The following is a 24,812-nucleotide window of genomic DNA, read 5'->3' as shown; positions in this document are numbered from 1 at the left end:
GTATGGGGCATTCGTGCTAGCTAGTCACCAGCGGGACACCGCGCCGCAATAAAATTCGGCGATGCCGATTCGATGGAACGTCCCGCAGCACGCGTCCACCCTGGAACAGCTGGATGCAGCCCTGGGTGACGGGACGCTGCGCGGTGCCGTAGTGCTCGGTCCCGACGGTGTCGGTAAGTCCACGCTGGCGCGGTTGGCCGCCGAGCATTTCGGTAGCCGGAACCCGGACACTTTCATCCGATGGGTCACCGGAACCCCAACCGAACGAGTGGTCCCGTTCGGTGCCTTCAGCCACGTCGTCGATATCGCCGACATCGGAAAGCCGGCCGCGTTGTTACGGGCGGCCCGGGCGTCGCTGAGCCGTGACCGACAGGGCGATCTGCTGCTGATCGTGGACGACGCCCACGATCTGGACATCCTGTCGGCAACGCTCGTCTACCAGCTGGCGCTGGCCGGCACCGCCCGGATGATCGTCACCGCCCGTGCGGACGCGGCACCCGAAGCCATCGCCGCGCTGTGGACCGACGGTCTGCTCGACCGCATCGACGTCGACGCGCCCGGCGAGGCCACCAGCCCCGCGGAGGTGGACACCTTCATCACCGAGTTGCCTGCCGCGGCGCGGGCGGTGCTCGACTACCTCGCCGTCGAGGAGCCGCTGTCGCTGGCCGATCTCACCGTGCTGGCCGGCGACGGCGCGGTCGCCGAGGCCCAGGAGTGGGGCGCGGCGGAAACCCGGGTGCGCGATGAGCGCGCAGACGATCCGGTGGTGTACACCGCTCACCCGCTGTTCTCCGAACGCGCGCGTACCGCGCTGGGCGCCGACGGTGCCCGACAGCGGCGTACCGAGTTGGTCACGCTGCAGTCCCAGCAGCCAATGGATCACCTCAGCGACCGGCTGCGGCTGGCGTCCCTGGCCCTGGACAGCGATGCCCCGCAGCCGGTGGCCGACGTCGTCGACGCGGCACAACAGGCGCTGCGGCTCGGCGATCTCACGCTCGGCGAGCGACTGGCGCGCTCCGCGACGGATCGCTCCGACGCACTGGCGGCGCGGCTGCCGCTGGCGAATTCCCTGGCGTTCCAGGGCCGCGGCAGGGAGGCGGAGGCGCTGCTGGCCGCGGTCGACTCCGCGGCGTTGTCCGACGCAGAGCTGATGACCTGGACGCTGCTGCGGGCAGCCAATCAGTTCTTCATGCTCAGCGAGCCGGAGCGGGCCACCGCGTTCCTGCAGACCATCCGCAATCGCGTCCCCGATGTCGGCCCGCGCCTCACGCTCGACGCGCTGAGCTCAACCTTCGCGATGAACGCGGGCAACATCGAGCGGGCGGTCGAGATCGCGCATGCAGTGCTGGCCTCGCCGGCCGCCGACGACCAGGCGGTGGCCTGGGCGGCCAGCGCCGCCACGCTGTGCTCGGCACGCCAGGGCCGGTTCGCCGACGTCGAGCCGGCCGCGCAGCGCGCGCTGGGCGCTGAGCACCCGGGGCTGCTGCGGTTCACGGTCGGCCTGGGCGAGACCACGACCCTGCTGATGGCGGGTCGGCTCGACACCGCGACCGAACTCGCCCAGCAGTTCACCGATTTCGCCGAATTGCAGCAGCCGGGCCGCGCGATCGGCGAGGTGCTGCTGGCGCACGTGCTGATCGCCGCCGGCAGATTCGGTGAAGCCACCGCCCTGCTGGGCCCGGCGGCGACCGCGCTAGAACGCACCGGCTACTCGTGGGGTCCGCTGTCGCTGATGCTGCTGGCCACCGCGCTGGCCCAGCAGGGCGATATCGCCGGTGCGGCAAAAGCCTTGAGCAGGGCGGAATCTCGGCATGGAACCAAGTCGGCGCTGTTCAGTCCCGAGCTGGGTGTGGCGCGGGCCTGGCGGCTGGCCGCCGAGCGCGACTCGCACGGGGCGATCGCCGCGGCCCGCGACGCGGCGCGGATGGCCGAACGCCGCGGGCAGTCGGCGGTGGCGCTGCGCGTCTGGCACGAGGCCGTCCGCCTGGGCGACATCCGCGCGGTGGATCCGCTGGCCCGGCTCTGCGACGAGGTGGACTGCGAGCTGGGACGGCTTGCCCTGGCTCATGCGAAAGCATTGGCGACCAGCGACGGGGCGGCACTGGGCGCGGTGGCCGAGGAGCTGACGGCGGCGGGTTTGCATGCCGCGGCCGCCACTGCAGCCGCGCAGGCGCAGCAGGGCGGTTAGCCGCCCAGGTAGGGCCGCAGCATGTCCACCGCGGCGGTGATCGCGGCGACGGGTACCCGCTCGTCGCGGGTGTGGGCCAGGTTGGGGTCACCGGGTCCGAAGTTGACCGCCGGGATGCCCAATGCGGCGAACCGGGCTACGTCGGTCCAGCCGTATTTCGCCCGAACCTGTCCACCGGCCGCCTCGACCAGAGCCTTGGCGGCGGGCTGCGACAGGCCGGGTAGCGCGCCGGCCGCGCCGTCGGTCTGCTCGATGCGCACGTCGATCCCGTCGAACACCTCGTGCACGTGCCGCAGCGCCTGGGCCGGCGACCGGTCGGGCGCAAACCGGTAGTTGACCGTGAGGCAGGCGGCGTCGGGAATGACGTTGCCCGCGACCCCGCCGTCGATGCGCACTGCCGACAGGCCTTCGCGGTACTCACAGCCGTCGATGTCGACGGTGCGAGCCTGGTATCGGGCCAACCGGTCGAGCACCTCACCCAGTTTGTGAATTGCGTTGTCGCCCAACCAGGCCCGCGCCGAGTGTGCGCGAGTTCCACTGGCGCTGAGCATGACTCGCAGCGTGCCCTGGCAGCCCGCCTCGATGTAACCCGCGGTGGGCTCGCCCAGGATCGCGACGTCGGCGGACAACCAATCCGGCAGCTCACGCTCGATGCGGCCTAAACCGTTTGCGGCAGCGTCGATTTCCTCGCAGTCGTAGAGCACCAGCGTCAGGTCGTGCACCGGTGCGGTCACCGTGGCGGCCAGATGCAGAAAGACGGCGTCGCCGGATTTCATGTCCGCGGTGCCGCAGCCGTACAGCACGTCGCCCTCGGGGCCGTTCGAGCGGCGGCTGGGCAGGTTTTCGGCTACCGGGACGGTGTCGAGATGACCCGCCAGCAGCACCCGCGACGGCAGGTTCCGCCGGGTACGCGCCAGCACGGCGTCGCCGTTGCGGATGATCTCGAAACCGGATGTCTGGGCCCGCAGCGCGGCCTCCACCTCGTCGGCGATGCGCGCTTCGTGCCTCGACTCGCTAGGGATGTCGACCAACGACGCGGTCAACTCGATCGGATCCCCATGCAAGTCCAGCACGCAACCAGCGTAGTGGTCGGCGAGCTGGGGGCACCTCCCGCTTGCCGGGGGAACGCAGAATCACGCTTGCGGCCACCTTGGGGTGCGATTCTGCGTCTGCTCGGCATAGGAAGTAACCTGACCGCCGTGACTGGAGCTGCAGGTATCGGGTTGGCGACGCTGGCCTCCGACGGATCGATCCTCGACACTTGGTTTCCCTCACCGGAACTGACGGAATCGGACGCCAGCGCCACGTCGCGCCTGGCGCTGTCCGACGTTCCGCCGGAACTGGCCGCACTGGTGGGACGAGACGACGATCGCAACACCGAGACCGTCGCCGTTCGCACGGTCATCGGCTCACTCGACGAGGTGGCCGCCGACGCCTACGACGCCTACCTGCGGCTGCACTTACTGTCTCACCGACTGGTCGCGCCGCAGGGGCTGAACGCCGGCGGCTTGTTCGGGGTATTGACCAATGTGGTGTGGACTAATCACGGACCGTGCGCGGTCGAGGGCTTCGAGGCGGTTCGGGCACGGCTGCGCCGCAAGGGACAGGTGAGTGTTTACGGCGTCGACAAGTTCCCGCGGATGGTCGACTACGTGATGCCGACCGGGGTCCGCATCGCCGACGCCGACCGGGTGCGCCTCGGCGCGCACCTGGCGGCCGGCACCACCGTGATGCATGAGGGTTTCGTCAACTACAACGCCGGCACCTTGGGCACCTCGATGGTGGAAGGGCGCATCTCGGCCGGGGTGGTCGTCGGCGACGGCTCCGACATCGGCGGCGGTGCCTCGATCATGGGCACGCTGTCCGGCGGCGGCACCGAAGTCATATCGATCGGCAAGCGGTGTCTGCTCGGCGCCAATGCCGGCTTGGGCATCTCGCTGGGTGACGACTGCGTCGTCGAGGCCGGCCTGTATATCACCGCGGGTACCAAAGTCCTCACGCCCGAGAGCAAAACGATGAAGGCACTCGAACTCTCCGGCGGCAATAACCTGTTGTTCCGCCGCAATTCGGTGAGCGGGGCCGTGGAAGTGGTGGCCCGCGGCGGTCAGGGCATCGCCCTCAACGAGGAGCTGCACGCCAACTGAGCCAGTGCCTACAGCTGGGTGCCGTGGGTTTCGGGCAGCAGGTAGGTGCAGACCAGGCTGGTCAGCGCGAGCGCGCCGAGCATTGCACCGATCGACCAACTGCCGTAGGTCGTCAGCAGGGTTCCGGCGATCAGCGGCGGCAGGGCCCCACCGAGGACGCCAGCCAGGTTGATCGAAAGCGCCGAGCCGCTGTAGCGGTAGCGGGTGGCGAAAAGCTCCGGGATGAAGGCTGCCGTCGGCCCGCTGCCGAACCCGGTGACCGCGAAGGTGCCGGCGATCGCGACCGCGTACAGCGAGCGATTGCCGGTGTCGATCAGCGGAATCACCACGAACGCCCACGGCACCGAGGCCGCCCAGCCCATCAACATGATCCGGCGCCGGCCGAGCCGATCGCACATGCTGGCCGAGATCACCACGGACACGATGCTCATCACGCCGCTGAGCACGCCGACCGACCAGATGAAGCTGCGGGTGTAGCCCAAGTGGGTGTGGGCGTACATCGCCAGATAGGTGTTGCCCATATAGCAGAACGCCATGGTGCCCAGCACGCTGCCCGCAGCGAGAAAAATCTCCCGCCCCTGCAGGCGAAACACCTCGGTCAGCGGCGCTTTGGGCACCAGGTTGCGGGATTTCTCCTCGGCGAACACCGGAGTCTCGTCGATGTTGAGTCGCACGTACAGGGCCAGCGCGATCAAGACCGAGCTGATCAGAAACGGCACCCGCCATCCCCACTGCAGGAACTCGGGGCTGTATTCGCCGATGGTGACGTTCACGCCCAGAAAGGTCAGGCTGCTCAGCACTCCGGCGATGCCGCCGCCCAGCAGGGTGAACATGCCGTACAGGCCACGGCGGCCACCGGGTGCGTACTCGGCGCTCAGCAACGCCGACCCGGCCCATTCGCCGCCCACCGCGAACCCCTGCAGCAGCCGCAGTCCCATTAGGAGCAACGGCGCGGCCATCCCGATGGATGCGGTGGTGGGAACCAGGCCCACGCCCACAGTGGCCACGGCCATGATCATCAGCGTGGAAACCAGCGTCTTCTTGCGGCCCAGCCGGTCACCGAAGTAGCCGAAAACGGCCGCACCGATGGGCCGGGACAAAAACGCTGTGGCGAATGTCCCCATCGAGGCGACCATCGCGACGCCGGGAGTGAGGCTCGGGAAGAACACGGCGGGAAACACCAGCGCTGCCGCGGTGCCGTAGATCAGGAAGTCGTAGAACTCGATTGCCGAGCCGACCAGGCACGAGACCGCAACACGCGTCATCGGTGTGGCGCGCGGTTTGTCCGCGATCGTCGTCACAAGGTCCGCTGGGCGGATCGACTCACCCATGGCACATTCCTAACTGTCCCCTTGGTGTGTTTGCCTGCATGTCACAAACGAAATTAGGCGAAGGGGTGGGCTCTTGCTCGTCCGAAAGCCTGTCAATATCCTGCGTGTCACTCAAAGTTCCAGCTGACAAGCCATTCTGTGACCGGTTTGTTACCCGGCCGGTATGACGCCCCCTAAACCTGCTTACCAGAAATGGCTCGGCGTCTCATCCCTCGGACAGCAGCTGCTTTTTGACGACCTTGCCCATCGCATTGCGTGGCAACGCCTCCACCAGGCGGACCTCACGCGGTCGCTTGTGTATCGAAAGGTCTTGGGCGACAAAGTTAATCAGTTCGTCGGTGTTGAGATCGGACGAGCCGACCACGAATGCGACGATCCGTTGGCCCAGGTCGTCGTCGGGCATGCCGACAACGGCCGCTTCCTGCACACCCGGATGCCCGAGCAGCGACGTTTCGATTTCGCCCGCGCCTATCCGATATCCGCCCGACTTGATCAGGTCAACCGATTCGCGGCCCACGATGCGATGCATGCCGTCGGCACCGATGACCGCGACGTCGCCGGTGCGGTACCAACCATCGGCATCGAAGGACTCGGCGGTGGCGTCCGGCCGATTCAGGTAGCCGTCGAACATCGTCGCGCCACGAACCTGAAGCTTTCCAACGGTTTCCCCGTCGTGCGCGACGAGTTCGCCGGCGTCGTCGAGCAATCTGGTCTCGATGCCGGCCAGTGGCAGGCCGACCCAGCCGGGGCGGCGCTCGCCGTCGGCTCGCGTCGACACCGTGATCAACGACTCCGAGGCGCCGTAGCGCTCGATGGGCCGGTGCCCGGTGAGTTGTTCCAGCCGGTCGAACACCGGCACCGGCAGCGCCGCGCTCCCGGACACCAATAGCCGCGCTCCTCGTAGCGTCTCGGCGGCCGCCTGATCGGCCACCACGCGCGACCACACCGTCGGCACCGCGAAATAAAGCGTGCCACCGAATTCCGAACGGGCCTGGGCGTAGCCCGCCGGTGTCGGTTTTCCGGTGTGCACGAAGCGATTTCCGACCCGCAACGACCCGAGCAGGCCGAGCACCAACCCGTGGATGTGGAACAGCGGCAAGCCGTGCACCAGCACGTCGTCTGGTGTCCACTGCCACGCCTGCGCCAGTGCGTCCAGATCGGCGGCGATCGCGGAGCGGCTCACCACCACACCCTTGGGCAGACCCGTGGTGCCCGAGGTGTAGATGACCATGGCGGTGGCCTCGGGCGGCGGCTCGGGATAGCGGTGCCAGGAGCGGGCGTGCAATCGGACCGGGATGTGCGGCAGACCCTCTAGGTCGTCCGGCTCCGGTCCCAACCAGGCGTGCGCGCCGGAGTCAGTCAGCATGTGCCGGCGTTCGGCCACCCCGACGTCGGAGGGCACCGGGACGAACGGGACGCCGGCGATCAAGCAGCCGGTGACCGCCAGCACGGTCGAGACGGTTGGGGTGGCCAGGATCGCAACCAGGCCCGCGCCGCCGACGCGTTCCGCCACCGACGTCGCACCACCGACCAGGTCGCTGCGACTCAATACAGCGCCGTCGATCCTGACCGCATCAGGGATGTCGGTCGCGGTAACAGCGGCGGGGTCCAGCGATGCCAGCAGCACGTCAGCACACTACCTAGACAATCCGGCAACGCGGCGTCAGGCCTGCTCGTCCCAGATTTTCGTCAGTGTGGAGAGGATCTCTTCGCCGCGGCCCAACCCGGCGAGATGGCTTTCACCCGGCAGCACGAACAGCTCGCAGTCGGGCAGCAGGGACACCACGTGCTCGCCGTGCGCGAAGGGCACGATGTGGTCGTGGTCGCCGTGCCACCAGCGGACCGGGACCGCGACCTCGTCGAGCCGGAATCCCCAGTCGCGGGTGAACAGGATGACGTCGTTGAAGGGGGCCGCCAGCTGCTTGCGGCTGCCGTTGAGCAGGTCGTCGAGGAACATGGCGCCGAACTCGGGCCGGGTGAGCAGGCGCCGATCAGCTTCGGGCGAGATCGCGGCATACAGAGACAGGGCGGTGTTCGCGACCGGGCGGATCGAGCGGACCAGCAGGCTGGCGCCGATCCGCAACGGATCACCGCCCAGCTGCAGCAGCGGTGCCACCCGCTTGCCCAGGTTCATCAGGCCGCTGGTGATGCCTTCGTCACCGAGGAACGGCGCGACGCCGCCAAGAATCCCGGCCGCCACCACCCGATCGGGCAGCCGCGCGGCTGACGCGAGGGCGTACGGACCGCCGCCGGACAGGCCGATGACGGCCATTTTGTCGATGCCCAGAATGTCCGCAATCGTGCGCAGGTCGTCGGCGAAGGCGGCGATGTTCTGGTACCGGTGCGGCGTCGACGAGCCGATCCCGGGGCGGTCCAGGCCGATCAGCCGGATGCCGTGCTCTTCGGCGTAGACGCGGGCCTCGGTCGGAATCTGCCGGCGGGCGCCCGGTGTGCCGTGCAGCCAGAACACCGCCCGCCCCTGCGGGTCACCGAATTCGGCGAACCCGATTTGGCGGTCTACGCCGACCGCGACGTTTCCTTCTAGTTTGGGGCGGGCGATTTCGAAGACCATGTCAGCAGCTTGGCACGTCAGGTGTCGCCCACGGAAGGCGCACCGGCCCGGGCGGGCTAGGCGCCCAGCACCCGCTCACCGATCACCCGTTCGTTCCGCAGGGTCGCCAGCTCGTCGTCGGAAAGGCCGAGACCGCGCAGCACCTCGTCGTTGTGCTGCCCGAGGGTGGGCGGGGCGCTGCGGTGGTGGCGGTCCGGCCCGGGGGTGATGCGAAACGGCCAGCCGGGATAGCGGTGGCCGCCGGTGATCGGGTGTTCGAACTCTTCGTAGTATCCGCGCGCGTCGAGCTGGCCACCGATCAGCCCGGGGTCATACATCTGCTCGCCGGTGATCACCTGCTCAGCCGGAATGCCTTGCGCTCGAAAGGTTTCGACGATAGCGTCCGGCTGCTGGGTCCTGGTCCAGCCGGCGACCAGCTCGTCGAAGACGTCGTGGTCGAGCGTCGAATCGTCGGGGACGGACAATGCGACCCACACACCGTCCTCGGCGGTCGGATACACCCCCTGCAGGTAACCGCGCCGGCGATTCCCTTCCCGTTGCTGCACAACACCATTCATCGAATACTCGATCACCGGCTCGGCGGTCACGCACGCGGCGACCTCGATCTGGGCGACCTCGACCAGCTGACCCTCACCGGTACGGCGCCGGTGCTCGAGTGCGGCCAACAGCGCGACGCCGGCGTGCACACCGACGACGGGATCGGCGGGTCCTTGCGGGTTGCAGGGCGGCCCGTCGGGGTATCCGGTGACCGCCGACATCCCGGCTGTCTGCTCGAAGTTCAACGCCCACCCGACGTAGTCGCGCCAAGGGCCGTGCAAGCCGAAACCCGGCATACGGACGAAGATCACGTCGGGCTTCAGCGCCGCCAGGGATTCGTAGTCCAGACCGAACTGCTCCACCACTCGCGGTGAGAAGTTCTCCAAGACGACGTCAGCCTGCGCGGCCAGCCGCTTGGCGATCTCTAGGCCGCGCACCGACGTCAGGTCCAGGGTCAGGTCTTTCTTATTGAGGTTGGTGGCCTGCCATAGCCCGCTGCGCTCGTACCAGTCGTCGCCCTCGAAGGGAAACGCGCCCGAATAGCGGAATCCGTCGGGCCGCTGCATGGACTCCACCTTGACGATGTCGGCCCCGAACGCACCCAGGTAACAGGTCAGATAGGCTCCCGCCCAGAAGGTGGTCAGGTCAAGGACTTTCAGTCCCGCGAACGGAAGGGTTCCCGACGTTCGAGGGGGCACCGGATGCTGCCGTACCACCGGGCCTTTAGTGAACCGGAACGGCGCCCCGGGGCGTTGGAATCCCCCGCCATCAACGAAGAACTCGCGCTTGGCGTATTGCGGACATTCCAGCACGGTGGCGCCGTCGTTGACCGGAGCGGCCGGAATGCGTAACGCCTGGCTCAGGTCGACGATCTGCGCGACGGTTTGCTGCGCGAGCAACGGCTCTGCGCGAGCGTAGAATTCGGCGCGCTCGGGGCCGCCCATCATGATCGCGATCTGCTGCTCGGCGAACTCCGACAGGCCGAGCATCGCGCACACGTCGAGCCAATGCTGGCCCGTCAGACAGTTGATCCCCACCCAGCCGTCGGCGGCGCGAACGACGCCCAGCATCGGGGCCCCGCGAGCGTTGGTGGGCAAGCCGAGACTTCCCATCTTCTGCGCCATCAGCATTGGATACGGCAGCGTCGACAGCAGCGACTCGAGTTCGGAAACGTCGACTTCCCGCACGTGGCCCGCAGGTGGTAGGCGCAGCGCGGTCAACGCGCCCAACGCGCCATAGGCGCCCGCAACGTATTCGGCGATGCGGGCGCCCACCTGCACCGGTGGCCGGTCGGGATCTCGGGCGCTGACCCAGCCCGACGCCGCCTGCAGGGTCAGCGACGTGGCCGGCCGGCCCCGCCACGGCCCAGACTGCCCGAACGCGGATATGCGGAGCAACAACAGGTTCGGGTTGATCTTGCCCAGGGTGTCGTTGTCGAATCCCCAACCTTCCAGCGTTCCGGGTCCGAGATTCTCGACCAGCAGGTCCGCATGCGCGATCAGCTCACTGGCATCGTCCAGAGTCGTGACGCGCTTGCCGGCATTCAGGTACTCGAACAAGCCGCCGCATTGTCGGTCGGCATTCCCGGCCGAAAAGGGGCCCCAACGCCGCAGCGGATCCCCTTCAGGCGGCTCGATTTTGGTGACCTCGGCGCCCAGGTCGGCAAGTTGCTTGGCGGCGTAGGGGCCTGAGATTTCGGTTGCGATTTCGACGACGGACAGCCCCGCGAGGGGTCCCGTCACCCGGGAACCCCGATGGCCATCGGTTCCATGTACTGGTGTAACCCGACGATGCCACCGCCCTCACGCCCCAGCCCGCTGAGTTTGAAGCCGCCGAACGGCGCGCCGCCCGGACTGATGCCGTTGACCGCGACCTGGCCGCTACGGATGCGGCGCGCGATCCCGACAGCACGGTCCACGTCGCCGCCCCACACCGCACCGGAAAGCCCGTACTGCGAGTTGTTCGCGATCGCGACCGCGTCGTCGTCGTCGCGGTAGCGCAGCACCGTCAACACCGGACCGAATACTTCTTCCTGGGCGATGGCCGAATCCTGTTGCACGTCAGTCAGAATCGTCGGCTCGAAGTAGAAGCCGGCATCGAGGTCGGGCGGGCGGCGGCCACCGGTCGCCAGTTTCGCTCCGTCGCCCAGCGCCCGCGAGACGTGGTCCTCGACGCGATTGCGCTGCGCCCAACTGATCAGCGGTCCCATCTGCACGTCCGGATCAGTGGGGTCGCCGACTTTGACCTTGCGGGCCAGCGCCACCAGCCGGTCGACGACATCGTCGTGCAGCGAATCGGGAAGCAGCAGCCGGCTGTGCAGGATGCACGCCTGACCAGCGTGCAGCGAACAGCAGTCGAACAGCATCTTTTCCAGCATTTCGTCGGTGACCTGCGTGTCGTCGAGGACGATGCTCGCCGACTTGCCGCCCAACTCCAGCAGGATCCGCTTCATCGTGTCCGCGGCGGCGGACATCACCTCGCGACCGACGACCGAGCTGCCGGTGAAGCTCACCATGTCGATGCGCTGGTCGGTGGTCAGCAACTTGGCCGCCTCGACGCCCGACGGCGTGACCACGTTGACCACCCCGGGCGGGATGTCGGTGTGCTCGTCGATGAGTCGCGCCAGCGCCAAACCGGCCAGCGGTGTCAACGGCGAGGGCTTGAGTACGACGGTATTGCCTGCTGCCAGAGCATGATTGAGCTTCATCACGTTCAAACAGTGCGGGAAGTTCCACGGTGTCAACACCGATACCACACCCAACGGCGCGTGCCGCAGCAACGTGGTTCCGGCGCTGATACCAGTGACCTCTTGGTCGGTGAGCTGGGTAGCGAGCTGGGCGGCATGCATGGACATGAACCCGGCGCCGTCGATCTGCATCATCCGCTCATTGGCGATGCAGCCCCATTCCAGCTGGGATAGCGCGAAGAACTCGTCGGCATGCTTGGTCAGCGCCTCGCCCAACTGGTTCAGGCACCCGGCGCGCTGCTCGGCGCTCATCGTGCCCCACGGTCCGCTGTCGAAAGCCCGGCGCGCGGCCGCGATCGCGTCGCCAACCTGGCTGACGCTCGCGTCGGGAGCGGTAGCGATGGTCTGCTCACTGGCCGGCGAGATGTCGTCGAAGCGACCATCGTCCGGCGCTACCCTCTGGCCATCGATGTAGAGCTGGTAAGTGTCGACAAGAGTTCCCGGAGTTGGTAGCTCGGTCATCTGCATCCTCACCCGAAAGTCGGTCACCTAAACACCTGGTGTACACCCCAGCACCTATGGCGTCAATCACCGATCCCCTGAATTCCGGGCTATTGCACCGCGTTGCGGGCGTATTGACAGGGTTGGGCAGCCCAGAGTAGACACGACCTCGCAGGACACATTAAGGCAATCTGTCCGATGGTGATCCTGCCGGAGCCCTAGGGAGGCATGGCCGTGCAGACCACCTTTGAACTGCACTCCCCCGACTTCTATGCGGGCGATCCCTACCCGGCGTACCGGGAACTGCGTGCGGCGTCGCCGGTGTGCTGGAACGACGTCACCAAGTTCTGGGCGCTGCTCAAGTACGAGGACATCCGCTTCGTGTCGAGTAACCCGGCCCTGTTCACCTCCACGCAGGGCGTCACCATCCCCGATCCGCATCTGCCCAACCCGGTGCAGCAGGGCAGTCTCATCTTCACCGATCCGCCGCGCCACCGGCAGATGCGCAAGCTGATCAACTCGGGATTCACCAGGCGCCGGGTATCGGTGCTCGAGCCGAAGATCCGCGAGATCGTGGCGGGCATCCTCGACGGCATCGAGCCGGGTTCGGTGCACGAGTTCGCCGAACAGATCGCGGCTCCGCTGCCCACCCGCCTGATCGCCGAACTCATCGGCGCCCCGCCGGACGACTGGGAGCAATTCCGGGCCTGGTCGGATGCGGCCACCGGAACGGCCGATCCGGAGATCGAGCTCGACCCGTTGGTCGCGGCCGGGCAGCTCTACGAGTACTTCCAGCAGCTGATCGCCGCGCGGCGCATCCAACCACGCGACGACTTGCTGTCGGTGCTGGCCGGCGCCGAGATCGATGACCAGCGGCTCACCGACGAAGACCTGCTCAACTTCGCGTTCCTGCTGCTGGTCGCCGGAAACGAAACCACCCGCAATCTGATCGCGCTGGGCACGCTGGCGCTGATCGCACATCCCGACCAGCGCCGGTTACTCGTCGAGGACCCGGCGCTGATCCCACTCGCCGTCGAAGAGATGCTGCGGTGGAACAGTCCGGTGGTCCACATGGCCCGCACCGCCACTGCCGACGTCGAGATTCGTGGTCGGCCGATCGCCGCAGGCGAGGTGGTGGTGATGTTGTACGGATCGGCCAACCGGGACGAGGACGTATTCGGTGCCGACTCAGAGGAATTCAAAGTGACCCGGCATCCGAATCCGCACATCGCGTTCGGCTGCGGCGAACATTCGTGCATCGGTGCGCAATTGGCGCGCCTGGAGGCGACGGTGATGTTCGACGAGTTGCTGCGGCGCTTCCCCGCCATCGAGCTGGCGGGTGAGGTCGACCGAATGCGCGCCACGATGGTGCCCGGAGTGAAACGCATGCCGGTGCGGCTCGGAACGGGCGGCTGAGCAATGCAACTCGAGTACACCCCCGAGCAGGAGCAGTTGCGCGCCGAGTTCCGCAGCAAGCTGGAACAGGTGATGACACCCGAGCGCACCGACGCGATCAAGGACCGCATCGAGGGCGGTCCCCAGGTGCGGGAGTGCGTCCGCGCTCTGGCCGCGGCCGACCTGCTCGGCGTCGGCTGGCCCAAAGAATATGGCGGACGCGGTTTCTCGGCGATCGAACAATTCATCTTCTCCGAAGAGGCGCGCCGGGTCGACGCTCCGATCCCGCTGGTGACGCTCGGCACCGTCGGGCCGACCCTGATGCAGTGCGGCACCGAGGAGCAGAAGCAGAAGTTTCTACCGTCGATTCTCGACGGCAGCGTCGAGTTCGCGATCGGCTATTCCGAGCCCGGCGCCGGAAGCGACCTGGCGTCGGTACGCACCACCGCGGTTCGCGACGGCGACGAGTACGTGATCAACGGGCAGAAGATGTTCACCAGCGGCGCCGCCTACGCCGACTACATCTGGCTCGCCGCACGTACCGATCCGAATGCCAAGAAGCACAAGGGGATTTCCATCCTCATCGTCCCCACCTCGTCGCCCGGCTTCTCCTGGCAGCCGCTGCACACCATGCCGGGCATCTCCACCTTCTACACGTTCTACGACGACGTGCGAGTCCCGGCGAGCGCCCTGGTGGGCGGCGAGAATCAGGGCTGGCAACTGATCACCACGCAGCTGAACTTCGAACGCGCGGCGCTGGGCAATCTCGGAGCGCTCGAGCCGCTGTTCGAAAAGACACTGGAGTGGGCACGTAGCACTCCGCTCGACGACGGGCGCGTCATCGACCAGCCGTGGGTTCAGCAGGTGCTGGCCCGGGTCGAGGCGCAGGTCGCCGCGTACAAGCTGATCAATCTGCGGGTCAATGCGGCGATGACCAAGGGCGTGCTCAATATGGGCGAAGCCTCGGCCGCGAAGGTGTTCGGGACCGAACTCACCCAGCAGGTCGCCCGTCAATTGCTGGAAGTGCTCGACCACAACGGATTACGCCGCGGCAACGACGCGCCACTGCGGGGGGCGTGCGAATCCGCGTACCGGTTCGCGGTCATCAATACGTTCGGCGGGGGCGCCAACGAAATTCAACGTGACATCATCGCCATGGCGGGATTGGGCATGCCACGGGCACCTCGTGACCTTCGGGCCACGGAAAAGTCAGGAGGATCCATCCAGTGACCGACCAAGATCCCGAGTTCCGCACCAAGTTGCGGGGGCTCGTCAATCAGCCCACCGGCGGCAGCGGAAAGCCAACCCTTGCACCGGATCCGGTGAACCAGCCGATGATCCGGCATTGGGCTTACGCGCTCGACGACATGAACCCGGTCTACCTCGACCCGGAGTTCGCGGCCGCGTCGCGGTTCGGCGGCATCGTGTCACCGCCGGTCATGCTGCAAACGTGGACGATGCCGTCACCTAAGCTGGAGGGCATCGGCGAGCGCGGCGGCGCCCCGATGGAGATCAAGGACAACCCCACGGCGTTCCTGGACGAAGCCGGCTACAGCAGCACGGTGGCGACCAACTCGGAATTCGAGATCGAACGCTATCCCGCACTCGGCGACGTGATCAGCGCGACGTCGGTGTTCGAGGAAGTCTCCGACGAGAAGAAGACGGCGAAGGGATCCGGATTCTTCTTGACCTGGGTGATCACCTACACCGACCAGAACGGCGAAGTGCTGGGCCGCCAGCGATTCCGGGTGCTGCGCTTCAAGCCGGAGAACTCATGACCGCCAGACTGGCACCGGCGATCAGTCCGGACACCGAGTTCTTCTGGAACGGGCTGCGCGAGCACAAGCTGCTGATCCAGCGCTGTAAGGGGTGCGCAACGCTGCGCAATCCGGCGCGGCCGATGTGTCCGGGCTGCCGTTCCCTGGATTGGGAGCCCATCGAGTCCTGCGGCCGCGGCACCGTCTACAGCTACGTAATGCCGCACGAACCCAAGTTTCCGTTCTTCGAGTATCCCTACATCGTGGTGCTGGTGGAGCTCGCCGAGGGGGTGCGGTTGGTGTCGAACCTGTGCGAAATCGACCCGGCGGACGTCACGGTCGGGATGCCGGTCGAGGTTTTTTACCAAGCCTTCGACAACGACCTTGTGCTGCATCAGTTCCGGCCGAGCAGCTAGGTAATGCCGCATGGACTTCACCTTCACCGAAGAGCAAGAGACCATCAGCAAGCTGGCCCGCGATCTCTTTGACCGCCGCGCCACCCCTGAGCGGCGCACCGAACTCGAAGCCGGCCAGACCCGTTACGACGCCGCACTCTGGAAAGAACTCGCGTCCGTCGACCTGCTCGGCACCGGGTTGCCGGAATCGTTGGGCGGCAACGGCGGCGGCTTCGTGGAACTCGGCGTGCTGCTGGCCGAGGTCGGATGGAGCGTCGCGCCGGTGCCGGCCTACGCGACCCTGGTGCTGGGCGCGGATCCCATTGCCCGGCACGGAACTCGCGAGCAGCAACAACGGTTCCTGCCCGACGTCGTCGCCGGAACCCGCATCCTGACCGCGGGGCTACAAGAACCCGGCCGGTCCAACCCGATGAGCCCCGTCACCAAGGCCCGCCGAGACGGCCAGAACTGGCGGCTCGAGGGGATCAAGGAACTGGTGCCGGCCGCCCAGCTCGCCGATACCGTCGTGGTGCCCGCCAGCACCGACGACGGCCAGGTGAGCCTGTTCCTGCTGCCATGTGGCGCATCCGGTGTTGAGGTCCGGCCGGTGGCGACCACCAACCGCGAACCGCACGCCGACGTATTCCTCGATGGTGCAACTGTTTCCGCGGCCGACCGGCTCGACGGCGGAATAGAATCGCTCTACACCCGCGCGTTGGTCGGGCTGTGCGCGATCCAGCTCGGTGTCGCCGAGCGGGCTTTGCGAATCGCCGCGGAATACACCAGCGGACGTGAGCAATTCGGCCGTCCGATCGGCAGCTTCCAGGCCGTGCAACAGCGACTGGCCGACGCCTTTATCGACGTCGAAGCGATCCGATGGACCACCTGGCATGCGGCCTGGCTGATCGCCAACGGACGTCCCGCGCAGCGGGCTGCGCGCATCGCGAAGTTCTGGGCCGCCGACGCCGGCGCGCGCGTCGCCTCCACTACTCAGCATGTGCACGGCGGGATCGGGATCGACGTCACCTATCCCCTGCACCGCTATTTCCTCTGGGCCAAGCACAACGAGCTCACTCAAGGCTGCGCCACCGCGCAGCTGGCCGCTATCGGCAGCACCTATCAAGAAGGAAACCGATGACGACGACCGCAAACCGCACCACCACGCTGAAGTGGGCCGACATCAATGTCGGTGACGAGGCCACCCCGCTCGAAATCCCGATCACCACAACGATGATCGTTGCCGGCGCGATCGCGTCGCGTGACTTCATGCCGGTGCACCACGATGTTGAATACGCCAAGAAGCAGGGATCGCCCAACCTGTTCATGAACATCCTGACCACCAACGGATATTGCGTGCGCTTCCTGACCGACTGGGCCGGCCCCGAAGCGATGGTCAAGAATCTCTCGATCCGGCTTGGCGTGCCGTGTTTTCCCGACGATCCGCTGCGCTTCACCGGGAGCGTGACCGGCAAGACCGAAGGGACGGGCGGCGAGAACTTCGTCGAGGTCACCTTCAGGGGTTCCAACAGCCTTGGTGACCATGTCTCGGGTACCGCGATCCTCAGCCTGCTCGACGGAGCCTTAATAAGGGGTGGAGCATGAGCGCCCTACCCGGCAGCTGCGCGATCGCCGGAATCGGTCAAACCGAGTTCTCCAAGGAATCCGGGCGCAGTGAACTGCAATTGGCGTGCGAAGCGGTCAGCGCCGCGCTCGACGATGCCGGCTTGGCCCCCAGTGACGTCGACGGCATGGTCACCTTCACGATGGACTCCAGCGACGAGATCGACATCGCCCGCAACGTGGGCATCGGCGATCTCAGCTTCTTCTCCCGGGTGCATCACGGCGGCGGCGCGGCGTCCGGCACGGTCGTGCACGCGGCCATGGCCGTCGCGAGTGGCGTCGCCGATGTGGTGGTGTGCTGGCGGGCCTTCAACGAACGCTCCGGGTTCCGGTTCGGCGGCAGCGGACGCACCAGTGCGGAGACCCCGTTGTTCATGGCGCACTACGCGCCATTCGGATTGCTCACTCCCGCAGCGTGGGTCGCGATGCACGCGCAGCGCTACATGTCGACCTATGGCGTCACCAACGAGGACTTCGGCCGCATCGCGGTCGTCGACCGCAAGCACGCCGCTACCAACCCCGACGCGTGGTTCTACCAGCGGCCGATCACGCTGGAAGACCATCAGAATTCCCGCTGGATCGTCGAACCCGTACTGCGACTGCTGGATTGCTGTCAGGAGAGCGACGGCGGAGTCGCGCTGGTGGTGACCAGCGCCGAACGCGCTCGCGACCTGAGGCAGCCGCCGGCGATCATCAGCGCGGCCGCCCAGGGCGCGGCGGCCAACGGCGAAATGATGACCAGCTATTACCGCAACGACATCACCGGGCTCCCGGAGATGGGCGTGGTCGCCGACCGGCTGTGGCGTGACTCCGGCCTCAAGCCCCAAGACATCCAAACCGCGTTCATCTATGACCATTTCACGCCTTTCGTGTTCACCCAGCTCGAAGAACTCGGGTTCTGCGGACGTGGCGAAGCCAAAGACTTCGCCACCGTCGAACGGCTCTCGCTAGGCGGGCAATTCCCGATCAACACCAATGGCGGACTGCTCGGCGAGGCCTACATCCACGGGATGAACGGCATCACCGAAGGCGTGCGCCAGATTCGCGGAACGTCACATAACCAGGTCGACAATGTCGAACACGTGTTGGTCACCTCCGGAACCGGAGTGCCGACCAGTGGCCTGATTCTCGCGCCGGCCGGGTAAGCGCGTCGTAGAGGGGAGGACACCATGACGGCTTCCGAGTTGACTCAGACGGCCGATACCCGCGAGCTCATCGTCGAGTCCGCGTTCTGGTGTTTCGGCAAGCAGGGTTTGCAGAAGGCGACGATCGTCGACATCGCCAAGCGGGCCGGGGTGTCACGCAGCACCATCTACGAGTACTTTTCCGACAAGGCCGCCATCGTCGAGGCGTGCGCCGAGCATGCGTCCGAGTGGTTCTATCGCGAGATGTCCATGGCGATGGATGGGGGCGGCACGCTTGAGGACAAGCTTTGTGCGGCAGCGGTATTCGTGATGCAGGCGCGACGGGTGATGGCCTCCGAGGAGTACTTCGACGAAGACGCGATCAGTCTGCTGCTGACCAAGGATGCGGCCGTACTGCTGCGCGAATGCGTGGACTTCCTGGCGCCCTACCTGTCCGCCGCCAAGCTGACCGGTGAGGTCCGCAAGGACCTGGACGTCGAAGCCGCGGGTGAATGGTTCGCGCGAATCCTGTTCTCGCTGTTCAGCACACCGTCGCCGATCCGGGACATGGACAACCCCGACGTCGTCACCGAATTCGTCTGCGCGCACGTGGTGCGCGGGTTCGCCAGCGAACGCCCGCGGCCGCGACGCGCTCAGTAGCGTTGGGCCGGTCGCCGTTCACCCGCCGCGTCCAGTGTGCGTTGACGGCTTTTAGTGTGCGTCTACGGCGGCGACACGCCGACAATCGGCACCCTGAACGCACACTCAACGCCAACGACGCATACTCAGTGGCCCGCTAGCGCCCGCAGGAAGAACGTCAGGTTGGCGGGGCGTTCGGCCAGCCTGCGCATAAAGTATCCGTACCACTGCGTGCCGAAGGGCACATACGTCCGGACCTGATTGCCGGCGTCGGCCAGTCGGCGCTGTTCGTCGTCGCGGATGCCGTACAGCATTTGGTACTCGAAACCGTCAGTGTGACGCCCTGATTGACTGACCATGGCCGGTACCGCCTCGATGATCACGGGGTCGTGCGAGGCGATCATCGGATAACCCGACCCTGCCATCAACGCCCGAAGGCAGGTCAGATATGACTCGGTGACCTCGTCGCGGTCCCGGTAGGCCACTGAGGCCGGCTCGTCGTACGCACCTTTGCACAGCCGGATCCGGGCTCCCGAGGCGGCGAATTCCTCGCAGTCGCCCAGCGTGCGCCTCAGATAGGCCTGCAAAACGGTTCCTAGCCAAGGAAATTCGGCCTGCAGATCGCGCACGATGGACAGCGTCGAATCGGTCGTGGTGTGGTTCTCGGCGTCCACCGTTACCCACACGCCGGCCCGCCCGGCGGCATCGCAGATGGACCACGCGTTTTCCCGGGCGATCTTCTCGCCGTCGCGCTCCAGCGATTGGCCCAGCGCCGACAACTTGACCGACACCTCCAGCGGCCGGACATCTCCGCCGACGGCATCGCCGAGACGGCCCAGGTTCTCGATCAGTTCCAGGTAGGTCTGCGCGGCAGCATCGGCGTCGTCGGCATCACAGACGTCCTCGCCCAGATAGTCCACGCTGACCAGGCGGCTCGACGCACGCAGGGCCACAACACTATTGAGCGCGGAATCGATCGTCTCGCCCGGGACGAAGCGGTGCACCACCCTACGGGTGACCGGCAGCCCTTCGGCGGCGCGGCGCAATCCGTGGCGCCGGCTGGCGGCCATGATGGCCGGCCGAAGCGTGTTGGCGAACACGCCGGCCATCAGTCGGACCCCATGTGCGGATAGGTGTACTGCGTGGCCGGGACGAACGTCTCCTTGATGGTGCGTGCCGAGGTCCAGCGAAGCAGATTCAGCACCGAACCGGCCTTGTCGTTGGTCCCCGAACCGCGGGAACCGCCGAACGGCTGGCGCCCGACGACCGCCCCGGTCGGCTTGTCGTTGACGTAGAAGTTCCCGGCCGCGAATCGCAACCGGTCCTGCGCGGTGAGTACGGCCTGGCGGTCGTCGGCGATCACCGCGCCGGTCAGCGCGTAACGCGACCCGGTGTCGATCACGTCGAGGATGCGCTCGTAGGAATCGTCGGGGTAGACGTGCACCGACAGCAGCGGGCCGAAGTACTCGGTCGAGAAAGACTCGTCGGTAGGGTCGTCGGACAGCAGAACGGTTGGGCGGACGAAATAGCCGACGCTGTCGTCGTATTCGCCGCCGGCCGCGATGGTGACGCCGCGTGCGCCCTTGGCCCGCTCGATGGCGTTGACGTTCTTGGTGAACGCCCGGCGGTCGATCAGTGCGCCGCCGTAGTTGGTCAGGTCAGTGATGTCGCCGTAGCTCAGCGCGGCCGCCGCGCCCAGGAAGTCGTCACCCATGTGCTGCCACACCGAATGCGGGATGAATGCCCGCGAAGCCGCCGAGCACTTCTGGCCCTGGTAGTCGAACGCCCCGCGAATCAGCGCCGTGCACAACACATCCGGGCGCGCCGAGGCGTGTGCGACCACGAAGTCCTTGCCACCGGTCTCGCCGACCAGCCGCGGATAGCTATGGTAGTGGCCGATGTTGGTGCCCACCTGCTGCCACAGATGCTGGAAGGTGGCCGTCGATCCGGTGAAGTGGATGCCGGCCAGCCGCGGATCGGCCAGTGCCACATCGGAAACCGCGAGGCCGTCGCCGGTGACCAGGTTGATCACGCCGGGCGGAAGGCCGGCGGCCTCGAGCAGCTGCAGGGTCAGGTATGCCGACAGGGTCTGGGTGATCGACGGCTTCCACACCACGGTGTTGCCCATCAGCGCGGGTGCCGTCGGCAGGTTGCCGGCGATCGAGGTGAAGTTGAACGGCGTGATCGCGTAGACGAAGCCGTCCAGCGGGCGGTACTCGCTGCGGTTCCATTCGCCCGGCCCGCTGACTGGCTGTTGCGCCATGATCTGACGGGCGAAGGCCACGTTGAACCGCCAGAAATCGATCTGCTCGCACGGGGAATCGATCTCGGCCTGGTATACGGACTTGGACTGGCCGAGCATCGTCGCGGCGGCGATCTTCTCCCGCCACGGACCCGCCAGCAGGTCGGCGGCCCGCAGGAACACGGCGGCGCGCTCGTCGAAAGGCATTGCCGACCAGTCCTTCTTCGCGGCCATCGCCGCTTCGATGGCCGCGACCGCGTCGGCGTGGCCGGCGTTGGTCAGGGTGCCCAGCGTGGCGGCGTGCCGGTGCGGCTGGACGACATCGATGCGTTCACCGTCCCCCATCCGGTGCGAACCGGCGATGACATGCGGGAGGTCGATCGGATGATCCGCCAGCTCGGCCAGTTCGACGTGCAGGCGGGCGCGTTCGGGAGAGTGCGGGGCGTAGTCGTGGACCGGCTCGTTGACCGGTGTCGGCACCTGGGTGATCGCATCCATGCTGCCAGGATCCTCGGCGCGGCCCCGCATACTGTTAGCTGATCAGACAAGATCATCCAGACTTTGTAGTAAAATCGGACAACATGCGGGTGCCTGGGGTTGGACTGGGCCAGCTGCTGTTGGCGCTGGATGCGACGCTGGTCAGCCTGGTCGACGCCCCGCGCGGCCTGGACCTGTCGGTGGGGTCGGCGGCGCTGATCGATTCCGACGACGTCCGTCTGGGCCTGGCGGCGGCCGCCGGGTCGGCCGACGTGTTCTTTCTGCTCGGCGTCAGCGACGACGAGGCGCTGCGATGGATCGACAAGCAGGCTCGCGAGCGCGCCCCGGTGGCGATCTTCGCCAAGGAGCCGTCGAACGCACTGGTGATCAAGGCCGTCGCGGTGGGGTCGGCGGTGGCGGCCGTGGAACCGCAGGCCCGCTGGGAGCGGATCTATCAATTGGTCAACCACGTCTTGGAGCACCACGGCGATCGGGCCGATCCGATGGACGACTCCGGCACCGACCTGTTCGGCTTGGCGCAGTCACTGGCCGACCGCATCCACGGCATGGTCAGCATCGAAAACGCGCAGTCGCAAGTGCTCGCCTACTCGGCCTCCAACGACGAAGCCGACGAGCTGCGCCGGCTGTCCATCCTGGGCCGGGCCGGGCCGCCCGAACATCTCGAGTGGATCGGCCAGTGGGGCATCTTCGACGCGCTGCGGGCCAGCGGCGAGGTGGTCCGCGTCGACGAACGTCCGGAGTTGCGCCTGCGGCCGCGGCTGGCGATCGGCATCTATCAGCCGCCGGCCGGGCCGCGGCGACCGCCGGTGTTCGCCGGGACTATCTGGGTGCAGCAGGGGTCGGCGCCGCTGGCCGACGACGCCGAGGAGATATTGCGCGGCGCGGCGGTGCTGGCCGCCCGGATCATGTTCCGGCTGGCGGCCCGGCCATCGACGCATGCGCGACGGGTGCAACAACTGCTCGGCCTCACCGACGGCGAACCGCCCGATGTGGCGGGGATCGCCCGCGAACTGGGCCTGGCCACTGACGGTACCGCCGCGCTGATCGCCTGGGACGCGACGGACGCCGGTCCCCGTCACCCGCGGCTGACCGACGTTTTGGCGTTGAGCGCCAGCGCTTTTCGCCGAGACTCCCAGGTAGCCTCGGATGGCGCGCGCATCTATGTGTTGCTGCCCCAGACCTCGGCGGCCCGGTCGGTCACCTCGTGGGTCCGCGGCACGATCAACGCATTGCGCACCGAACTCGGAGTTGAGCTGCGGGCCGCCATCGCCGCGCCGGTCGCCGGTTTGGCCGGCGTTGCCGCGGCGCGCAGCGAGGTCGATCGCGTGCTCGATAGCGCTGAGCGACACCCGATTTCGATCGGACAAGTGACCTCGCTGGCCGAGGCACGCACTACCGTCCTGCTCGACGAGATCGTCACGTTGGTCGGATCCGACGAGCGGTTGGTCGATCCCCGGATACGCGACCTGCGGACCCACGACCCGGTGCTGGCCGAGACTCTTCGGGTCTACCTGGATAGCTTCGGCGACTTCGCGGCGGCCGCGCAGTGGCTGCAGGTCCATCCCAACACGGTTCGCTATCGCGTGCGCCGGATCGAGAAGCGGCTGTCGACCTCACTGGGCGATCCCGAGGTGCGGCTGCTGTTTTCCCTGGGGCTGCGGCTGCTGGAACGCTCGGCGTGATCCGCGCTTCCTCTCGCCCGATTCGGCCCTCGTCCGCTTGGGCGCAACGGATGCGACAATGTCACCCGTAAGGTGATGACGATGTAGGAAGCCGGTGCGAATCCGGCGCGGTCCCGCCACTGTCATCGGGGAGCGACCCTCAACTGCCACGACCAGCAGGCCGGAAGGCGAGGCGAGCAGCGATCCGAGAGCCAGGACACTCGCGTCATTGCGTCCTGCGACCCGGGGCGGAGTACCCCGAGAGAGCTGTCAAACGTAGATGTCACGTTCTGCATGGGTGGACTTTGTCGTCCCCACCCGCCATTTGATCATTCCCGCAAGGGTTTTCGTTATAGCGCAGGGCGCCGATCGATGACCGCGCCGATCTGGATGGCCGAACCTCCGGAGGTGCATTCGGCGCTGCTCAGCAGCGGGCCAGGGCCCGGCCCCTTGCTGGCCGTCGCGTTGACGTGGGGCGCATTGAGCGTCGAATATGCGCAGACGGCGGCCGAGCTGACCGCACTGTTGGGCGCCGTGCAGGCCGGAACCTGGGACGGCCCGACCGCCGCGACATACGTGGACGCGCACGCGCCGTATCTGGCCTGGCTGGAACAGGCCAGCGCCGTCAGCGCGGCAATCGCGGCCGAGCACGAACTCACGGCCACCGCCTACACGGCGGCATTGGCGACGATGCCGTCCCTGCCGGAGCTGGCCGCCAACCACGCCACCCACGGCGCCTTGACGGCAACCAACTTCTTCGGCCTCAACACCATTCCGATCGCGCTGAACGAAGCCGACTATGCGCGCAAGTGGGTCCAGGCCGCCACCGTGATGAGCACCTACCAGGGTGTTGCGACAGCAGCGGTGGCCGCCGCACCGGAAATCGAACCGGCGCCACAGGTCATGGCAGCCGACACGCCGGCGGCCGCGTCGTCCCTACCGCCCAATCGGCAGAGCCAGATCCTGGAATGGTTGGACCGGATCGGGTTCGGCGACTTCTACAGGAAGTACATCCAGCCGCTCATAGATTTGCTGAAGGACAACCCGTTCTTTCGGGCCCTGTTCTCCGGATTCAACCCGTGGCGGCCCGTCCTCGGTAATCCGCTGAGCTTCCTCAGCCCATTCAACATCGCGTTTGCGCTCGGCTATCCGATGGATTTCGGATCGTATTTCGCCTTTCTGGCGCAGACCTTTTCGTTCATCGCGGCCGACCTGGCGGCGGCGTTCGCGTCGGGCAATCCGGCGACCATCTTCTGGACTCTGTTGTTCGCCGCCATCGAAGCCATCGGCACGATCATCACCGACACCATCGCATTGCTCAAGACGTTGCTCGAACAGACGCTGGTGCTGATCCCGATCATCCTGCCGCTCCTGACCGTGTCCATGGTGCCGCTGGCGGTCCCCGCGCTGGCGGGCGGCTTGGCAGCCTTGACGGGTTTGGCAGGGCTGCCCGCCATCCCGGTGGTGCCGATCGTCGTGGCCCCCGCATTCGTCCCGGCGGCATTGGCACCCACCCCGCCTC

The 24,812-nt window shown here is 66.9% G+C and carries 20 protein-coding genes and 1 riboswitch; of the genes, 12 read left to right on the top strand and 8 right to left on the bottom strand.

Features of this window, described 5'->3' with window-relative positions; all coding sequences use genetic code 11:
- Window positions 1-61 precede the first annotated feature (61 nt).
- Entirely contained in the window at window positions 62-2,188 is a 2,127-nt protein-coding gene (locus tag DB708_RS09520; protein WP_165839789.1) for an AAA family ATPase, read from the top strand.
- Here DB708_RS09520 and dapE read toward each other — a convergent pair.
- Entirely contained in the window at window positions 2,185-3,261 is a 1,077-nt protein-coding gene (gene dapE / locus DB708_RS09515) for a succinyl-diaminopimelate desuccinylase (protein WP_108921707.1), read from the bottom strand. The genes DB708_RS09520 and dapE overlap by 4 nt on opposite strands.
- Before the next feature lie 117 nt (window positions 3,262-3,378).
- Here dapE and dapD point away from each other — a divergent pair, with 117 nt between their 5' ends.
- Window positions 3,379-4,332, top strand: a complete 954-nt coding sequence (dapD, locus tag DB708_RS09510; protein ID WP_108921743.1) for a 2,3,4,5-tetrahydropyridine-2,6-dicarboxylate N-succinyltransferase — start codon at window positions 3,379-3,381, stop codon at window positions 4,330-4,332.
- Between the two features lie 8 nt (window positions 4,333-4,340).
- On the opposite strand, the gene DB708_RS09505 is transcribed toward dapD, so the two are convergent.
- The 5 genes from DB708_RS09505 to DB708_RS09485 all read right to left on the bottom strand — a co-directional run bounded on the left by DB708_RS09505 (window position 4,341) and on the right by DB708_RS09485 (window position 11,980).
- Window positions 4,341-5,597 carry an MFS transporter gene (locus DB708_RS09505; RefSeq protein WP_108921744.1) on the bottom strand — a complete coding sequence of 419 codons (1,257 nt, stop codon included), beginning with the start codon at window positions 5,595-5,597 and terminating at the stop codon, window positions 4,341-4,343.
- 271 nt (window positions 5,598-5,868) lie between these two features.
- Window positions 5,869-7,290, bottom strand: coding sequence for an acyl-CoA synthetase (locus DB708_RS09500; RefSeq protein ID WP_108921706.1), 1,422 nt, complete (start codon window positions 7,288-7,290; stop codon window positions 5,869-5,871).
- Between the two features lie 36 nt (window positions 7,291-7,326).
- A complete protein-coding gene (locus tag DB708_RS09495) occupies window positions 7,327-8,235 on the bottom strand; it encodes an alpha/beta fold hydrolase (RefSeq protein WP_108921705.1) in 909 nt (302 codons plus the stop codon).
- A gap of 56 nt (window positions 8,236-8,291) precedes the next feature.
- Window positions 8,292-10,514, bottom strand: coding sequence for a CaiB/BaiF CoA transferase family protein (locus tag DB708_RS09490; RefSeq protein WP_108921704.1), 2,223 nt, complete (start codon window positions 10,512-10,514; stop codon window positions 8,292-8,294).
- On the bottom strand, window positions 10,511-11,980 hold the full coding sequence (locus tag DB708_RS09485) for an aldehyde dehydrogenase family protein (RefSeq protein WP_108921742.1): 1,470 nt from the start codon (window positions 11,978-11,980) through the stop codon (window positions 10,511-10,513). The genes DB708_RS09490 and DB708_RS09485 overlap by 4 nt, the downstream gene beginning before the upstream one ends.
- Window positions 11,981-12,187: 207 nt before the next feature.
- Here DB708_RS09485 and DB708_RS09480 point away from each other — a divergent pair, with 207 nt between their 5' ends.
- From DB708_RS09480 to DB708_RS09445, 8 genes are read left to right on the top strand one after another with little or no spacing between them, the layout of a single operon-like run.
- Window positions 12,188-13,375 (top strand): cytochrome P450, encoded by a 1,188-nt coding sequence (locus DB708_RS09480; protein ID WP_108921703.1) that lies wholly within the window; start codon window positions 12,188-12,190, stop codon window positions 13,373-13,375.
- Window positions 13,376-13,378: 3 nt separating this feature from the next.
- Window positions 13,379-14,584 (top strand): acyl-CoA dehydrogenase family protein, encoded by a 1,206-nt coding sequence (locus DB708_RS09475; RefSeq protein WP_108921702.1) that lies wholly within the window; start codon window positions 13,379-13,381, stop codon window positions 14,582-14,584.
- Window positions 14,581-15,132: a MaoC family dehydratase gene (locus DB708_RS09470; protein ID WP_108921701.1), complete on the top strand. Its 552-nt coding sequence runs from the start codon at window positions 14,581-14,583 to the stop codon at window positions 15,130-15,132. Before DB708_RS09475 ends, DB708_RS09470 begins: the two co-directional genes overlap by 4 nt.
- Window positions 15,129-15,527, top strand: coding sequence for a Zn-ribbon domain-containing OB-fold protein (locus DB708_RS09465; protein WP_108921700.1), 399 nt, complete (start codon window positions 15,129-15,131; stop codon window positions 15,525-15,527). The genes DB708_RS09470 and DB708_RS09465 overlap by 4 nt, the downstream gene beginning before the upstream one ends.
- Before the next feature lie 10 nt (window positions 15,528-15,537).
- Window positions 15,538-16,644, top strand: a complete 1,107-nt coding sequence (locus DB708_RS09460) for an acyl-CoA dehydrogenase family protein (RefSeq protein WP_108921699.1) — start codon at window positions 15,538-15,540, stop codon at window positions 16,642-16,644.
- Window positions 16,641-17,108 (top strand): MaoC family dehydratase, encoded by a 468-nt coding sequence (locus DB708_RS09455; protein WP_108921698.1) that lies wholly within the window; start codon window positions 16,641-16,643, stop codon window positions 17,106-17,108. Before DB708_RS09460 ends, DB708_RS09455 begins: the two co-directional genes overlap by 4 nt.
- Complete coding sequence (locus tag DB708_RS09450) at window positions 17,105-18,271, top strand: lipid-transfer protein (protein ID WP_108921697.1); 1,167 nt, start codon at window positions 17,105-17,107, stop codon at window positions 18,269-18,271. Before DB708_RS09455 ends, DB708_RS09450 begins: the two co-directional genes overlap by 4 nt.
- Before the next feature lie 24 nt (window positions 18,272-18,295).
- Entirely contained in the window at window positions 18,296-18,910 is a 615-nt protein-coding gene (locus DB708_RS09445) for a TetR/AcrR family transcriptional regulator (RefSeq protein ID WP_108921696.1), read from the top strand.
- 125 nt (window positions 18,911-19,035) lie between these two features.
- On the opposite strand, the gene DB708_RS09440 is transcribed toward DB708_RS09445, so the two are convergent.
- Window positions 19,036-19,998, bottom strand: a complete 963-nt coding sequence (locus DB708_RS09440) for a proline dehydrogenase family protein (protein ID WP_108921695.1) — start codon at window positions 19,996-19,998, stop codon at window positions 19,036-19,038.
- Window positions 19,998-21,629: an L-glutamate gamma-semialdehyde dehydrogenase gene (pruA, locus tag DB708_RS09435; protein ID WP_108921741.1), complete on the bottom strand. Its 1,632-nt coding sequence runs from the start codon at window positions 21,627-21,629 to the stop codon at window positions 19,998-20,000. The genes DB708_RS09440 and pruA overlap by 1 nt, the downstream gene beginning before the upstream one ends.
- Before the next feature lie 83 nt (window positions 21,630-21,712).
- Between pruA and DB708_RS09430 the strand changes: the two genes are divergently transcribed.
- Together DB708_RS09430 and DB708_RS09425 are read left to right on the top strand one after the other, a co-directional pair.
- On the top strand, window positions 21,713-23,311 hold the full coding sequence (locus DB708_RS09430; RefSeq protein ID WP_108921694.1) for a PucR family transcriptional regulator: 1,599 nt from the start codon (window positions 21,713-21,715) through the stop codon (window positions 23,309-23,311).
- Between the two features lie 41 nt (window positions 23,312-23,352).
- A riboswitch (cobalamin riboswitch) is annotated at window positions 23,353-23,533 on the top strand.
- A 129-nt stretch (window positions 23,534-23,662) separates the two neighbouring features.
- The coding region (locus tag DB708_RS09425; RefSeq protein WP_108921740.1) for a PPE family protein at window positions 23,663-24,812 on the top strand (1,150 nt) is incomplete at its 3' end.

This window comes from Mycobacterium montefiorense (genome assembly GCF_003112775.1).
Classification (GTDB): domain Bacteria; phylum Actinomycetota; class Actinomycetes; order Mycobacteriales; family Mycobacteriaceae; genus Mycobacterium; species Mycobacterium montefiorense.
Note: the sequence above shows the minus strand (reverse complement) of the source record. Positions and strands in the feature narration are given on the sequence as shown.